Annotated in this window: 11 protein-coding genes; 1 reads left to right on the forward strand and 10 read right to left on the reverse strand. The window is 50.3% G+C overall.

Annotated elements, in window-relative coordinates:
* Window positions 1-25 precede the first annotated feature (25 nt).
* A complete protein-coding gene (locus L1F29_RS19070) occupies window positions 26-1,180 on the forward strand; it encodes a cation:proton antiporter (RefSeq protein ID WP_258383645.1) in 1,155 nt (384 codons plus the stop codon).
* A 52-nt stretch (window positions 1,181-1,232) separates the two neighbouring features.
* Here the strand turns inward: L1F29_RS19070 and L1F29_RS19075 are convergent, their stop codons facing one another.
* The 10 genes from L1F29_RS19075 to L1F29_RS19125 form a co-directional block, all read right to left on the reverse strand.
* The gene (locus tag L1F29_RS19075; protein WP_258383646.1) at window positions 1,233-2,603 is read right to left on the reverse strand and encodes an ABC transporter substrate-binding protein; all 1,371 of its coding nucleotides are present in this window, start codon (window positions 2,601-2,603) and stop codon (window positions 1,233-1,235) included.
* 543 nt (window positions 2,604-3,146) lie between these two features.
* Window positions 3,147-4,091, reverse strand: coding sequence for a carbohydrate ABC transporter permease (locus tag L1F29_RS19085; protein WP_258383647.1), 945 nt, complete (start codon window positions 4,089-4,091; stop codon window positions 3,147-3,149).
* On the reverse strand, window positions 4,072-4,923 hold the full coding sequence (locus L1F29_RS19090; RefSeq protein WP_258383648.1) for a carbohydrate ABC transporter permease: 852 nt from the start codon (window positions 4,921-4,923) through the stop codon (window positions 4,072-4,074). The genes L1F29_RS19085 and L1F29_RS19090 overlap by 20 nt, the downstream gene beginning before the upstream one ends.
* Entirely contained in the window at window positions 4,920-7,184 is a 2,265-nt protein-coding gene (locus L1F29_RS19095) for a DUF5696 domain-containing protein (protein WP_258383649.1), read from the reverse strand. Before L1F29_RS19095 ends, L1F29_RS19090 begins: the two co-directional genes overlap by 4 nt.
* Window positions 7,174-9,276, reverse strand: a complete 2,103-nt coding sequence (locus tag L1F29_RS19100) for a YIP1 family protein (RefSeq protein ID WP_258383650.1) — start codon at window positions 9,274-9,276, stop codon at window positions 7,174-7,176. The genes L1F29_RS19095 and L1F29_RS19100 overlap by 11 nt, the downstream gene beginning before the upstream one ends.
* 80 nt (window positions 9,277-9,356) lie before the next feature.
* Window positions 9,357-10,214, reverse strand: coding sequence for a carbohydrate ABC transporter permease (locus tag L1F29_RS19105; RefSeq protein ID WP_258383651.1), 858 nt, complete (start codon window positions 10,212-10,214; stop codon window positions 9,357-9,359).
* Between the two features lie 3 nt (window positions 10,215-10,217).
* Window positions 10,218-11,132 (reverse strand): carbohydrate ABC transporter permease, encoded by a 915-nt coding sequence (locus tag L1F29_RS19110; RefSeq protein ID WP_258383652.1) that lies wholly within the window; start codon window positions 11,130-11,132, stop codon window positions 10,218-10,220.
* Window positions 11,129-14,149, reverse strand: coding sequence for an extracellular solute-binding protein (locus tag L1F29_RS19115; protein ID WP_258383653.1), 3,021 nt, complete (start codon window positions 14,147-14,149; stop codon window positions 11,129-11,131). The genes L1F29_RS19110 and L1F29_RS19115 overlap by 4 nt, the downstream gene beginning before the upstream one ends.
* Before the next feature lie 607 nt (window positions 14,150-14,756).
* Window positions 14,757-15,488: a family 43 glycosylhydrolase gene (locus L1F29_RS19120; protein ID WP_258383654.1), complete on the reverse strand. Its 732-nt coding sequence runs from the start codon at window positions 15,486-15,488 to the stop codon at window positions 14,757-14,759.
* Window positions 15,469-15,690, reverse strand: a complete 222-nt coding sequence (locus tag L1F29_RS19125) for a family 43 glycosylhydrolase (protein WP_258383655.1) — start codon at window positions 15,688-15,690, stop codon at window positions 15,469-15,471. Before L1F29_RS19125 ends, L1F29_RS19120 begins: the two co-directional genes overlap by 20 nt.
* Between the last annotated feature and the right edge of the window lie 188 nt (window positions 15,691-15,878).

Here is a 15,878-nt window from a genome sequence, read left to right on the forward strand (position 1 = left end):
CGCGTCGGCCTACAGGGGGAATGTTATGTTTTATTTAACGATCTTAATTATTATCCTTGCCACAAAGCTTGCGGGTGACTTAAGCGTACGAATCGGCCAGCCCGCCGTTGTCGGTAAGCTGCTCATCGGCATCATCATCGGACCTGCATTGCTCGGTTGGGTGAACAATTCTGAAATAATTGATGAACTAAGCGAAATCGGCGTCCTGATGCTCATGTTCATGGCAGGACTTGAGACGAATATGGACGATCTGAAGCGTTCGTTCAAATCTTCCTTAGCGGTTGCCCTCGGAGGGATTATACTCCCGTTCCTGGGTGGCTATATGATCGGACTCGCGGTTGGAATGGAAACGTCGCATTCCGTGTTTCTCGGATTGCTGTTATCGGCTACTTCCGTCAGCATCTCCGTTCAGTCTCTCAAAGACCTCGGCTTGTTAAAAAGCCGGGAGAGCACGACCATATTGGGCGCAGCGATTATCGACGATATTCTGGTCGTCATTCTGCTCGCATTCGTCATGAGCATCTTCGGCGGCCAGGAAGTGAATCTGGCGCTGATCGTCGGGAAGAAATTTCTGTTCTTCCTTCTTGTCGGCTTGTTCATCTGGCAGGGCATCAAATGGGTGATGCGCTGGCTGGCACCGCTTCGCGTAACGGAAGCCGTCATTAGCGCCGGCCTTATCGTATGCTTCTTTCTTGCCTATGTTGCGGAGCAATTCGGGGTAGCCGGCATCATCGGAGCCTTTGCCGCTGGACTTGCGATATCGCAAACCAATTATAAGGAAGAAGTCGAGCATAAGCTGGAGCCGATTGCCTACACCATATTCGTTCCGATCTTCTTCGTCAGCGTCGGATTCTCCGTATCCTTCGTGGGCATCGGCGATCAAATATGGCTCCTTGTAATCATCACATTAGTCGCGATTCTCACGAAGCTGATCGGTTCGGGGATCGGAGCCCGCTTAACGGGATTCTCAACGCGGTCAGCAATCGGGATCGGTTCGGGGATGGTTTCGCGCGGTGAGGTTGCTTTAATCATCGCGACAATCGGCCTGCAGAGCGGACTTCTGGAACAGAAGTACTTTACCGTACTCGTCATTGCCGTCATCATCACGACATTGGTCACGCCATTCCTGCTCAAGAAGGTTATGGGCGGAAAACAAGAAGAAAAGGTTGAGCAGCGATAGTGCTGCTCAACCTTTTTTCCATCTTGCAGTATTGGGTTTGGTAACGCGATTGTTATTTGATTAGCGCATTGGTTTGTTCGTCTACGACTTTCAATGCATCCTCAAGCGAAGCTTGCCCGTTGAAATACTTTATGAATGCATCTGCTAGCAGATTCGTAAGTTTCGAGCCTGCTGCAGCTGGCAGCAGGACGTCCGTATCGCGGCCTACATCGTTCTCCGGATGCGCAACATAGGCATCGTCATTCTTGCCGGCCTCAGGAATATTTCTCCAGTACGGATCACCCACTAACGATTTCAAGACGGGTACAGCGTTACCGGCTAGACCGAATGCTTTATGCGGTTCGGGAGTAAGCAGCGAAGCAACGAAATCCGTCGCTTCTTCCAGATGCTTCGATTTCGCGTTAGCAGCATAGCCGGAAGTCCCGGAACCGACTGCATATTTGATTGGTGTTACAGGAAGAGTAACGACATCCCACTGGAAGTTCTTCGCTTTAGCCCAATCTTTAACGGTGTTCGCACCTGGTCGTACATGGAAGAAGAATGCGGCTTTACCCTCGGCGAAGTTGTTCGGGGAAGGTGTGAATGGATTGATTGCGTAGCCTTCCTTGATCAGATTCGCATACATGTTGAACCCTTCAATGACTTTAGGATCGGAGAATTGCACCTTCATGGTCTCACGGTTTAAGTAATCGCCGCCCGCGGCTTGGGCAAATGCGATATAGTTCGGCAGCCAGTTGAAGTTAAAATCAACGCCGTATTGCATCGTTTCGCCTGCATCGTTCTTCTTCGTTACCTGTTTGATGATATCAACGAATTGATCCCATGTCCATCCATCCGTCGGCATTGGAATACCTTCTTGTTCGAGCAGCGTTTTATTGGTGAAGACCACCATGTGGCTAAGATCGCGAGGAGAGAAGTAATAATTACCGTCGATTGCGCCATAGCTCATCATCGCCGGGTTAACGTCATTCAGATCGACGCCCATGCGGTCGAATGCATCGTTAAGCGGAGCGATGACGCCCTGTTCATAGAACGAACGGACATGACCGTCCGCCAGCCAAACAACGTCCGGCATATTCCCTGAAGCTGCCATCGTTAGCGCCGTTGCGCCCGGATCGCCTTCAAGGGCTATATATTTGAGGGTTACATGAGGATGAGTCTTCTGGAACGCGGCAAACCAGTCTTCAACCGATTTCTGTTCCGATTCGCTGGCCCAAGAACCTACAGTCAGCTCTACAGGATCTTTCTTAACAGGAGGTTCAGCTTCAGGCTCTTTCTGTTCATTTGTTTTGTTCCCATCGTTTGCCGGCGGTGTCGTCGTGTTGCCCTTATTACCATTGTTGCCTGAGCTGCATGCTGCAAGCGTGAAAGCAATGATAGCGATAAGTGCAATCAATAAACTTTTTCTAGTAATGGTTTGCATAGTACTACCCCTCCTCGATGATATGAATACGTAAAAACAGTCTTAATTCTAATTAAAACGTTTTTGCATATTGCCTCTCCGACTCTGGTCGAAAACCACCACCCTTCATAGTTTTGGCCTTCGAGTATTATGTAAGCCTTTGCATTTTATGATTTAAGAAAAATATCAGACCTATACACCTAATACTACCATAATTATCCGTATTCATCAATATAAAACGTTTTTATTTTCCTTGTTCTAGTTTGTAAGGGTTATATTGCCTTTTCATTCATGTTATAACTAAAGCGGCCGATCGATTTCGAATTTCTCTATATATTTTACGCCAACGAGCTTAAGAATATGGCGACGATAAAAGATATCGCGAATGAGGCCAAGATGAGCATTTCGACCGTGTCCTCGGAATTAAACGGGACAGGCCCTGCTGCATCCGAGACGAAGAAGCTGGGGCAACAGGCCGGGACCCCCGGGCGAGCTGGGTCGCATTCGTTAGGATCGATCCGAATCGCCTGCTGGGCGATTCGGATCTTTTTAATTGTAGTAGAATTAATCTCCAGCCAGCCCTGTACGCTCGACTCCTTCAACTAAGTAACGCTGACCTAGAATGTAGACAATGAACAGCGGCAAGACGACGAGAATACAGCCTGCCATCATGACGGCTTCATTAAGCCCGTTCTCAACGCCGCCCCCCATGTTGAACGTACCGTTCATACTATCCAGCTGTGTCGCAAGCGGTCGCATCTCCGGCGTATTCACGAAGAAGGATGCCATGTAGTTGTCATTCCAATTCCATACGAGCGAGAACATCGCGACGACGAACATCGCCGGTTTGGCCAGAGGCAGCATAACGGTCATAAATACGCGCATCGCTCCGGCTCCGTCAATGCGGGCCGCTTCGTCCAGCTCTTTGGGAAGTCCCTTGAAAAATTGCGTGAAGATGAGCATGAACAACGCTCCGCGTAATCCTTGGCCGAAGAATGCCGGCACGACGAACGGCAGATAGGTGTTGATCCATTCCAGCTCCGAAAATAATGAATAAAGCGAAATAATGATCGTTTGCGGCGGAATGATCAAACACAGCAGCACAAGAGCAAAGATCAGCTTCGATCCGCGGAACTGATAGCGCCCCAAGCCGTAGCCTGCAATCGCGCAGGAAAGCACTTGCCCGATCATCGGAAGGATCGCCATCATAAAGCTGTTCTTGAGCGTAACCGCAAAATTAAGATTATTGTAAGCAACGACGAAATTATCCCAATATACACCGTTCGGCAGCCAGACGACGCTGGAATCAAGCAGATCGGACAACGACTTGGTCGATGTACTGACCATAAATAAGAGCGGCAGCAGGAATATGAATCCCAGTTCGACAAGGACGATATACGAGAAGATCTTAAGCGCGAGATTCTTGCCTTTCTGCGTATAGCGCTTGCCGACGTTGTTTTCTTGCAGCTTTCCCGTGGTTTCAGAGAGTTTAATGCTTAGTTCCTTCATTGACAGTAACCCTCCTTCCCACGTAGAAGATGACTAAGATGATGAGCAGAATAACCAGGAAGTAAAGCCAGCTTAGTGCAGCGCCATAGGAGAAATCCATCTTGGCAATGCTGGCGTCACGGATGTATCCCATGATCTGATTATCCGGTTCCGTGAACGAATCGATCGTTGCATAAATAATCGATAGCAGCACGATCGGCGAGATCGTCGGCAATGTAATTTTCCAGAAGGATTCCCACGGCGTTGCTCCGTCCATTTGCGCCGCTTCATATAGCGAACGCGGAATCGACTGGAGTCCGGCAAGAAAGATCAGAATCTCTACGCTGCTTCGCCAGAGCAGGGTTCCCATTCGGGCGAAGGTATCCTCTCCGATAAAGTCGGCGATGAGCAGCGCGCTTGAGCCAAGCTCTTGGAAAATCGAGAAGTCCGCAGCCCCCTGCGAGTTCAAGATTCGAATCATCAAGCCGCTGATGATCACCGGAGCGAAGAAGACCGCGCGGAAATAGCGCTTTCCCACAATATCTCCGTTAAGCAATACCGCCGCGATCAGCGCGAAGATCGAGATGATCGGGGCATCCATGAGAGATTTCAATATTTGATCCACGAAAACCTGACTGAAGCTCGCGTCCGTCAATACTCTTTTGTAATGCGATAAGCCTACGAACTCGCCGCTCAGAAGATCGCTGATTTTGGCAGTCGTCATACTGATCTTCAAGCTCATGTACAACGGATACAACGTGAACGCGAGGAATCCGATGACCCATACCGAAACGAATAAATAGCCTTCCGTTACTTTGCGTCGCTCCAGGCTGTATCCTTTCCGCTTGCTCATTTGGCACCTCCGCCCTTGCGAACCGCGTAATCCAGCGGCTTCACCGTCATGCCATCGCCGTTGAATGTCTGTTCATTGTAATTCGTCCACACTTCAGTGCCGTCACTATATGTCGTGCGGTAAACACCATTTGCGATCATCTTATGATTGGTGATTGCCAATCCTTCCATTGGAGCAATCGCTTCCTCCCACGCCGCATACGCTTTTTTTATCGTGGGAAGCCAATCCGTATACTTGGAGCTAAACAAGAGGTCATAGTCCGTGTACCTGAGCTGGGTCGTCTCCCGGAACGTTAATTCAAAGGATGGTATCGCGCCATACTCAATGGTCTTCAGCAGCTCGAGCGTGGGGTCATCGCTCCGGTTAATCGCTTTCGAATAGTACGGACGCTTGCCGTGGTAGATGATTTGCAGCAGTGGAATCTGCACATCCAGCATATAATCATTGGACGTGCTAAGCGGGATATCGAGTACCCGATCCGCCGCTTTGGCTGCGAAAGCATTCCCATAATAAACACCCGCACTTCCGAGCTGTTCCTTGGCCTTCCCGATCCAGCGTTCGAAGAACTCTCTCGTTTCTCCGCGTCGCAGCGGCCCGTGCGAATTGTAGTCGCTATTGAGCTTCTCGCCAAGCTGGCGATAATTGACGCCGGTCACCCCCATATCCTTCAGCTTATCAAGATCGTCTTGGAAGTAGTCCTGATCGATGACATACGGATTGAGCCAGTGCCGCTGCGTACTCCAGCGATACCACCCCGTCGGTCCTTCAGGCCGCATAACATACTGCTCGCTATCCGGCTTGCGTACCGTATCGGTTCGCAAGCTTACAACCTTCTCTCCGCGGAACACTTCGATCAGGTTATCCTCGAGTGACGTTTCGATGCCCTTCTCCTTGGTCCAGCTGATCAATTCCCGCAGTCCCTTCTCGCCGCCGAAATCGCCTTCTACCGGGAACCGCTTAGGAAGGTTGCCGTAATAGCCGTTCCGGTACCATCCTTTCAGCTCTGCAATCAGACTGTTCATGCCTTCACTCTGCAGCTTCTCGAGGATCATACGCGCCTCATCGAAGGTGGTCATCGTCTCCAGCCGTTTGGAGTAGCTGTCTCCCCTGCTCTCCACCCCGTGAAAGATTTGGATCAGCGGAGGATTGGACGCTTTGTTCTTCGGCATAATCGGCATGAAACGTTCACTGACGTAATCCGCTAATTCCGTGTAGGTCACATTCGGACCGGAAACAAAATCATATCGTACGGAACGATCGGTCATAATCGCCGATTTCTCGTAACGGTTGAATGAGGCGCCGACCTCTCCGAACCGCGTGACATAATTCTTGCGGATATACAATTCAAATCCGCCCCGGTAGTATTCCAGATTCGATGCCCCTGGAGGAAGCGCGAACACTTTGGCATCTTCCGCGCCCTTCTCCAATGTTTGCAGGTAACCGCCATCCTTCTTGACCATCCCTACAATCGGAAGCAGAACTTGTTCATTGTTGTTAGGTCCGTAATTCGGGTCGAACGTAGGATCCACGCCATAGATCCACTGGGAATACCCGCGTTTATCGTTCTGGGTATGCGATTTGTTGAAATACGTCAGCGCTCCCGTTCCGTCCGGTACGATGATGTAGCCGTCGTCGCCTTGTCTGGCGGCGCCGAAATTGGGCAGCGGTTGAATCGAGACAAGCTTGTTATTATCCTTCTCTACGATTTCCTCAACCGGCAGCTTGACGTAGAACCCTCCGTTCTCCAGGACGAATTCCGCCGTAAAGGCGATTTTCAAGCTTTTGATATCGTACTTGATCTGTATACCGCCAGGAATGGCGTACGCTTTCCATGCCGCTTTTTCCTTCAGCACACTGGAAGTTACCGCTTCCTTCTGATTATTCGTATAGGAGAAGATGAACGGCGAAGCGACCATAGTGCCGGTAATCTCGTTAATTTTCGTATCGCCGGTCACATCCGGGCTGCTGGTCCACACGACGTCGGCTTGCTTGTCGCGGATCGCGAACAGCTGCTTTTCCAAATCGGCGGACAATTCCAGCTTGCCGTCATCCGCTATTACTTTCATGCCGCCGGTTAGAGGCAGCTCGCCTCCATCGGATTTTGCAGCTGGAGTATACGAGTTTTTTTTACCGGCGGAAAAATCCAAATCAAGCTCCCCTGTCGGCTTGATCCACCATATAAACCAGCCGATCAGAATCAGGGCGACGATGATCTTGATGAGATTCCCGATACGCTTGGGAGTTATCCATTTATGAGCCAACGAAGAACGCCTCCCTCGCAACTTGTTCTACAAAATCAATAACGTTCAGCCCCAGGCCATACAGCACCAGATAAAGACCGACTAGAATTACACTGCCGATACCGGTAAGCAGCGTAATGCCGATGGCCTGCCCGGTTTCATAGCTGTGCGTTTCTCTTACGTTGACATAGAACAGGAAGACCATCCAGATCACCAGCACCAAGCTGAATAAATCATAGAATCTGGCTTCCTTGAACGTCAAAATATGAGTCAGCAGCGTAAGCGGCACCGAGAAGAAGATATATGGCGTGAACACATATGCCGTTGCAATAAATACATCCCGCCATCGGCCTTCCCCGCCCATAATCGTAGTCAGCATGTAGTTCACCGTACTGAATATCACCCAATACAAGAATGGGAACAGAATCACCTGCTGCCAGTCGACAAATTGAATCGGAATGGATTCGTACAGATAGCTCACGATAAATATGTTCAGGATATTGGCGCCGACATAGAGCCCGATCAGGATGAACGCATGCTTCCAGCGGCCTTTATCCTCGTATCGGAGTTCTTCGAATCCAAGGAACGGCTTGGTCATGACCCGGAACGCAAGCTTAATGAACCTCCAAACTGCAAGCCACGCTCGCAATACCGCGAGCTGCTTGGTTCTATCGGTTAGCCGCCACTTCATTCTGCTGCGGAATCGGAATAGAATGAAGATTGCGACAAGTACAACGACAACGGTAGTCGCGATGAAATCAAAGTTCTCCTTCACATAGAGACGCCTGAATTCGTAGAATGCATCCGAGTAACCGGCTTTATCGTAGGCATTCTTGAAATAATCCATCGCTTGCGCATATTCTTCCTGACGCAAATTGGTCTGTCCCATGGCGACAAGGGCAAGCTCGTAGAAATTGTTGCGTTTGCGCACTTCTTCCCAAGGCCCGAACGATTCCTCGTATTTCCCTTCATTGTAGAAGCTGTTCGCCTTATGAACCAGCTTGGTAAATTCCGTCGGCCGAAACTTATGTATGCCGCCGCGAAGCTCATCCAGCGCATATAAATAACCATTGCTATCTACGCTTAACGAGGATACGACGCCGAACAGCCCCTTGCCGATTCCGTTGCTTCCGAACGCGTAGAGCATACGGCCCGAAACATCGTATTGATACATCCGGCCATACGATTTATCGATAATCGTCATGTTTCCATCGGCATCTACCGTAACGTCCGTGAAATTCTGCTGCAGGCTGTCGTAGTTGAACGACCGGTCTTTGAAATTGTAACCCGCCGCCGGATACACATCCCCGCCCACGGCGTTCAGCTTGCGAATCTGATTGCTGCTGAGACCGGTTGTCGAAGCATAGACATAACCATCAGGCGAGATCGAGACATTGTTAAACGAGTAGGGAAGCTTCACGTATGACCCTGCCCGCTGCTCCTTGTTGTACAAGAGCCGGATCAGCGTCGTCGCGAAGGTAGCCTCGACCCGGTTTCCGCCAAAGTAACCGCGGAACCCGCCTTCCGAGTCCAGCATCATCAATCCCTTCTGGTCGCCTTGGTTGACCACGTAGAAGTATTTGCGGGAATCGACGACGATCTTGGTCGGCTGGTATTTGAAATCGGCGCCCAGCAGGACAGAATCAGGCTTACCAAATTCTTTGATATACTTGCCGTCTTCGTCGTACTGCACGATACGTTCCTTGCCGGTGTCGGCAACGAAGACCATGCCTTCTTCATCGACGAACACGCCCCTTGGCGAGGATAGAACGCCAGGATCGGATGCATTCTCCGAAACGCCGAATAGCTTCAGCACTTTCCCGTTGTTATCCATCTTGACGACTCGCTTGTTCTCGGTATCCGCAATGTATAGATGATTATTATGATCGATGAAAATATCCTGCGCTTTCTTCAAGCCCCCCTCGGGCTGATCGTCGAGCGAGATGAACCCATCCGGAACATAAGGTGCCGGCACCTTCAAGTAGAAATTGTCCGGGCTGATATAGTAGTTCGGATATGGTGTCTTGGCCAGCGCCGCAGCCGGCAGGATCACTGCAGCGGCAATTATGGCGACGATGGACGAAAACGCGATTTTTCGAATCAGCTGATGCATATTCCGCCCTCCTAAAAGTTTTGGGCGCTCATCGCTACGAAGAAGCGAAATCGAGCAAAACTTACTTCGTAAGCGTAAGCCTAGGATTTGATGCCCGAGTGGGCCATCGTCGACAACACTTGACGCTGAAACAAGATAAAGATAAGCACGGTCGGTACGGTCAGTATAAAGGTCGCCGCTGCATTGGCGCCTGCCCTCGCTACGCCTTGACCGTTGACGGTGGACAAATAATATGGAAGCGTCTTCATCTCTTCCGACTGCGTGAACAATGCCGAAGAACCCGCGTCATTCCAGACAGCCGTGAACGCGAGGATGACAACGGTCGCCCAAGCCGGACGAATGAGCGGCAGCGCAAGACGCCACATCATGGTCCACTCGCTCGCACCGTCAATCCGCCCTGCTTCGAAGATTTCGTCGGGAACCTGGTCCATGAACTGCTTCATGAGAAACAATCCGATCGGGAATGCCAGCGAAGGCAGGATTAACGCACTGTAGGTGTCCATTAAGCCCAGGTACGAGACGACCAAATACCTGGGAATTTCAACGACCTCCGGCGCGAACATGAGAGAAACGATGATCAAGCCGAAAATTTGGTCTTTGCCGGGAAATTTATGCTTGGATAACGGGTAGCACGCCAGAGAACCAAGCAATACGGTGAAGAATACCGTAATTCCGCTGACGAGCAGACTGTTGAAGAAGTACCGCGAGAGCGGAATCTGATCCCCCGCCATCGCGAGAAACAAGTCTTTAAAGTTCTGCAGCGTCGGATTCTCCACAAAGAAACGCGGTGGATAAATGAACAGCTCCTCCGATGGCTTAAACGCCGTGCTTACCAAGAAGACAAGCGGAAGCATCATGAACAGCCCCAGCCCGGACAGGAACAATATAATGAAGAAGAGGCTGTAATCTTTCTTGAATTTGAACCTTTTCTTGAGCATCCGCTACTCTCCTTTCGAAGAGAAAACCGCAAAGCACAGTTTTCCAATTCCGTAGATCAAGATAAAAAGCACGACAGAGATTGCAGCGGCATAGCCCATCTCGTACCGGAGTACGGCATAGTCCTGCAAGTGAAGCACCACCGTATGGCCGGCATAGAGCGGACTCGGAAATCCGGCAACCGCCTTGCTGATCTCGCCCACCTTGAACGAGCCGACGACGGAGAGGATGGCCCCGAATAGCATCTGAGGTTTCATTGCAGGAATTGTGATGTACCATAATTCCTGGAATCTGGACCTTATTCCATCGACTTTTCCTGCATCATATAATTCCGTGTTGATGGTCTCGAATCCGGCCAGGAAGGCGAGAAAGCCCGTCCCTAAGCTCATCCAGAGAGAAATAATAATGATAACCGGCATAATATACTTAATGTTCTGAAGCCACTGGATCGGTTCATCGATGACCCCTGCTTGGATCAGGAAGCTGTTCAAATAACCATAGCTGTCATTAGCGAACAATACGAGCCATACGACGGCCATCGCGACTCCGCTCGTCAACGACGGTACATAGAAAATCGTCGTATAGAACGTGCGGAAGCGCTTCGGGATTTGATGGATCAGCCATGCAAACAAGAAGGCAAGCACGTAACCGACCGGTCCCGTGATTAACGCAAAATACAAGGTGTTCATCAATGAGGTGATGAATATTTCGTCATCGACCAGAAGCGTTTTGAAATTTTGCCAGCCTACCCAATGCGGCGGCTGCAGGATGTTATAGTACGTGAAGCTAAGCGCTGTCGATGTAACGGTTGGAATGACGATAAACAAGGCGAATAAAATGAAGAACGGGGAGAGAAGCAGGTACGACACCCGCCATCTCCACACTTCCTTCATCAGATTTTTGAATCGGTAAGCTATCATGGCCGTTGTTCTCCTTCCGCGGTTTGATCTTTCGACCCTGCACTATTCTGCTTACCGGAATGAGTAACGTTAAACTCATCTTGTTTGCGGACCAGTTCCTTATTGATCTCTTTGACAGCATCTTCAAGCGCAATCCGCTCATTCTTACCGAGCAGAACCGCTTTGTTCCAGGCATTAGTCAAGTGACGCGCCGTATAATAACCGCCCAATACGACCGGCTGCTCCTTCAGCCACTTCCATTGATCCGTGATGGCCGTTAGCTGTTCCCGGCTCCATGACATTCCTTTGACCGCTTCGAGGTTGGCGCTGTTCCATCTTGAACCGACGCCCAGAAGACTCTCCACTTCGGAGCCGTAACGGACTTGCATCTCTTCGGAAGTCCACCACTTCATGAATTCCCAGGCTTCGTCTTTATGCTTCGTGGATTCCATCATCAATGCCGTCGTAGCCGATCCGGAACCGGATGCACTGCGGTCGATCACGCCGTCCGCATTCTTCACGCCCGGCATCGGAACCATCTTCCACCGTCCGTTCAATTCCGGCGCAGAGGTCGCGAGCCTGACATAGAAATCGTAGTTGCCTACCCCGATCGGCATCTCGCCGTTGCGGAATCGTTGATAGAAGTCCGCCTGAAGCGGCAGTTTATAGTTGTTGTACAGATTGGTCCAGTTCTTAAAGCCTGTAAGCGCCTGCGGTTCGTTCAATGCGGACTTCAAACCGTCAGCCGTATAGAACATGCCCCCGTTCTGGAATAAGAAAGGCGTATAGCCTCCTACTCCTGCCGGATAATAGAACTCCATCCCTTCCTCCTGCAGCTTTGGCAGCAGCGTGTAGACATCCTGCCAGGTCTGAGGCACTTCAGCCCCGATACGCTCCAGCACGTCCGTCCGGTAGAACAACAAGCTGAAGTCAAGGGTCTCCGGCAGCGCGTATAAGCCTTCGTTATATTCAAGAGGTACCAACGATTGATCGACGAAACGCTTCGATACATCCTTCGCATCCGGGAATGTATTCAGGTCGATAATCGCTCCCCGGATGGAGAATTCAACCGGAATGCCTTGCGCAACGCCCAGCATTACGTCCGGCGCCTTGCCGCCTGTATAAGCTAGCAGCAGCAAATGCTCGGAAGCGAGCGGAACGGTGTTGATTTCCACTTTAATGCCGGTACGAGGCGTAAAGTCCTCCAGAACGAGCGTTTTGATAATATCCACCCATTCGCGTCCGCGTGCGACCCAAACCTTAAGCACCTTATCGTTGCCATCGATACCGATCGAATCCTTGTCTCTGAAGGAAGCGACGAAGCGCTGCAGATTGGAGCCCATGCTCTGGGCAAAGGTCGAATTTACGATCGGCAATTCCGTTCCAGACGGTGCAACGACCATATAATCGACGAAGAGCTGCTGCTCCTTCATGCTTTCGATCGCATTCCCGAGCGCGCCTTGGACAGTGCCGAGCTCGTTAAGCTTATAAGGAATGGTCTCCGTATCTTCCAGCATGCCTTTGTATAAGCTGATCGCCGTTTGCAGGGGCTGGCCGAAGGAAGGCATTATGCCGCCATTGACTTCCCTCAATTGCTCATAGCTCTGTTCGTATACGTCAATCGACGTCTGCAGGCGTTCCTTCACATCGGGAATGATCCTCTCCAAATTCCAGTCCTGGTTGCGGTCGACCGTAATTTTGCCATTCGCGTCTTTAGAGGATGCGGTCACTTTCACAACCTGCGAACTAAGTAGCGAGATATCGCCGAGCGAGTCGTTGATGTTCGTAATCGCCTGACGGATCGCCCCGATGGTCGTCGTCAAGCTGATTACATGCTTGCCTTTCGTCAGATAGAATTTGTAAGGTTTATTGTCCTTGTCCATCAAGGAATCCGCATGCCATCCGCGAATGTAGGGGAACGCATACTCTTCCATCTCTTGGAACGGAATCTCTCCGTCAATTCGGATTGTCCGATGCGGCACCTGATTGTGAACCGGCGTGGCATACCGGAAAGCGATTTCATAAAGTCCGTCCTTCGGCACCTCGAATTCCCATGAAACCGTCTGCCCGCCCGTCTTCCATCTGCCTCCGCCGAGCACATTATAACGGGTTTTCATGACCGATTTGGGTTCCGAGTGATAGTCGTCATTCCATTCCGCGCGAAGCGACAGCTCGGAGGCTTCCTTCGGAATCTCACTCTGAACATGAATGACATCGGCATCGGAGTCGGTATACCCTTTCTGCTCGTATGTCTTCTGAACGGATGCATAATCGGGCAATTGTACGGGCTTCTTCAAACTGAGTGAGGCAATGGCCATCGGCTCGCGTACGTCCGTCAGCCGGACCGTGTGCGTTCCTTTCTCCAAGTAGAATCGATATGGCTCCCGGTAAAATTTCTCCGTTTGCTCCATCGGTCTGATCCGCCACTCGCGCACTTCCTCCTGCACGCCCCGGATTTGATTGCCTTCATTATCGAACTTAAGCTCGCCGGTTTCTTTCCAATAACGTTGGAAGGTGAAGATCGAGGCTTCCTCGAACGGGCGCTTGCCATCGATAAGCAGGGAGCGCTGCACGCTCGATTTCTTTCCATCGAGAGGCAAATATTCCAGGTCCATCTGGTACATCGCGCTGACGGGCACATCGACCGTCCACTCTACCCAGCTCTCCAAGCCATCCGTTGCAACGGCCTCTTTACCCAGCTCGTTCACTTTCGTAACGGTGCCGGACGAGGCGCTGAACTGCTGAATCGCAACGCTGACCGGCTCGCCGTCATAATCGGAATAATTGCTCTTGGCATAGCTTGCCAGCACACGCCCGTATGGAATTTCATTGTTCATCCGGCTTTCCTCGCTGAAGTGCGATTCCTCCAGCGTATCCATGCTGACCGGACTATGGAACTGCGTTCCTTTCGGAGTCGGCCGATTTAACAGCAAGAATCCGACGATCAGAATAACTAGCGTACCGGCGATCCACAGCATGCGTTTGCTAACCCGAAAGCCGGGTTTGGTGCCAGGTTTGGCATACACTGGTTGTGCCATCGTTGTTCTCCTCCTATTCAGGGTAACGCTGCTTCGGATGCCTAGCTGCGGCTGATCCGCCAAGCCGGAAGAGAGCAGCAGATCGATCATGGTACCTTTCTTTCGTTCATCGAGGCAATTTTAACTTCATGCGAAATCATATTATTGCTGCTCGAAACGAGCTCCATTTCCATTTGGCTATGTACAATATCAGACTTAATGCAGAAATACTAACGTCACTCCTGTTGCATCCAGTTGTAGGCATCGTCCCGCTTGATATTCCATCGTCATGCAGTTCCTCCTCTTCTCTTATCTTCTTCTTGTCCCCTTTTTACTTGACCGACTTTCCCCTCTAAAACGTCCATGCCATTAAAATGTAAGCGCTATCATGATGATTTGCTTCTTTCATGCGGTTACAACTCCTTAATAAAATGATATGTAAATCACCCCGATTGTATCCGCTTACATAGTGTAGCGTATATCTTTATCGAGCAGGTGACTTTACGCGGGTGAAGTGTCATGAAAGTATGAATGTATCCGTGTGGGTGAGTGAAAGGCGAAAAGGAATTAAAACGTTTTTATAAAAAAGAGTATTGCGTGGATATTTTCCCTCTAAATACAGTTATTTCTATACACCGCTTATATTAACACCAAATAAGAGCGTTTTCAATAACATTTCTTCCGGTTCCCATTTCATATAAAACGTTTTACTCCGTCTGAAACCGAAAATGGGCCAGCTGCTCGTAATGGTAATCACTAGCGAAATCCGATCGTCTGGATAACCGCGCAAGAAATTCCATTGCAAGCCGAAGCTGGCGGATGCGAAATCATCGCGTATCGGAGCAGCCGGCCATGGATGCGGAGGCAAGCTGTCTGCAGCCATCTGAGTTTCGATCGGCTCGCCGTTGTTCACGATGGGCCATCCGTCCTCACTCCATGTGACGGGAGCGAGGAACGTCTCTCTTCCAAGATGGTGGAACAAGTAACCCACCGTCCGTGTGGCGAGAAAGACCATCCACCATGAACCGTCATGAGCCTGCACCAAATCACCGTGTCCGACCGTTTGGACGGGATGGCCGATCAGGCAGCGATGCGTCAGAATCGGATTGTGCGGACAGCTCTCGTAAGGGCCGGTAATCAATTTGCTGCGGGCGATGGTGACCATATGCCCTCTCCAGGTGCCGCCCTCGGCTGTAATCAAATAATACATGCCGTTGATCGCATACAGATGCGGCGCTTCGCACTGCCGGTCTTCATATCCGCGCCATAAGCTTGTCGCTTCACCGATCAGCTTCCCGGTCTCGATCTCGATTTCCCACATGGCAATGCCATCATGTCCGTTATGCTTGGAGAAATACACTTTGCCATCGTTGTCGAAGAACAGATCCGGATCGTGACAGGCAATAGCCGATATGACGCCAATTCGTCAAATCTTTACTATGATAGATCGGAACACCCGGGAAGTATTCGCAAGTACTTGTGATCAGATAGTAATTATCGTCGACTCTGCAAATACTGGGATCCGGATGAAATCCGGTTAGAATTGGATTCGTAAAACTCATGCCAATAACTCCTTGTCTTTCGTTAATTTCAAAGTTAAGCGTTTTCAAAAAACGTTTTTACCGTATTTGTCTTATATCCTACACCGAAAGTTTCAGGATGACAATAACCTATTTTTCCACAATTACGAAATTTAGAATAGCCCGGATCGGCAAATACGGTTCTTCAACCCTCAGATAAGGGAAGCGGC

Source organism: Paenibacillus spongiae, assembly GCF_024734895.1.
Lineage (GTDB): Bacteria > Bacillota > Bacilli > Paenibacillales > Paenibacillaceae > Paenibacillus_Z > Paenibacillus_Z spongiae.

What these genes read in the sequence shown, in the direction of transcription:
- L1F29_RS19070 (WP_258383645.1), top strand. Translation starts at nt 26, where the DNA reads ATGTTTTATTTAACGATCTTAATTATTATCCTTGCCACAAAGCTTGCG.
- L1F29_RS19075 (WP_258383646.1), bottom strand. Translation starts at nt 2,603, where the DNA reads ATGCAAACCATTACTAGAAAAAGTTTATTGATTGCACTTATCGCTATC.
- L1F29_RS19085 (WP_258383647.1), bottom strand. Translation starts at nt 4,091, where the DNA reads ATGAAGGAACTAAGCATTAAACTCTCTGAAACCACGGGAAAGCTGCAA.
- L1F29_RS19090 (WP_258383648.1), bottom strand. Translation starts at nt 4,923, where the DNA reads ATGAGCAAGCGGAAAGGATACAGCCTGGAGCGACGCAAAGTAACGGAA.
- L1F29_RS19100 (WP_258383650.1), bottom strand. Translation starts at nt 9,276, where the DNA reads ATGCATCAGCTGATTCGAAAAATCGCGTTTTCGTCCATCGTCGCCATA.
- L1F29_RS19105 (WP_258383651.1), bottom strand. Translation starts at nt 10,214, where the DNA reads ATGCTCAAGAAAAGGTTCAAATTCAAGAAAGATTACAGCCTCTTCTTC.
- L1F29_RS19110 (WP_258383652.1), bottom strand. Translation starts at nt 11,132, where the DNA reads ATGATAGCTTACCGATTCAAAAATCTGATGAAGGAAGTGTGGAGATGG.
- L1F29_RS19115 (WP_258383653.1), bottom strand. Translation starts at nt 14,149, where the DNA reads ATGGCACAACCAGTGTATGCCAAACCTGGCACCAAACCCGGCTTTCGG.
- L1F29_RS19125 (WP_258383655.1), bottom strand. Translation starts at nt 15,690, where the DNA reads ATGAGTTTTACGAATCCAATTCTAACCGGATTTCATCCGGATCCCAGT.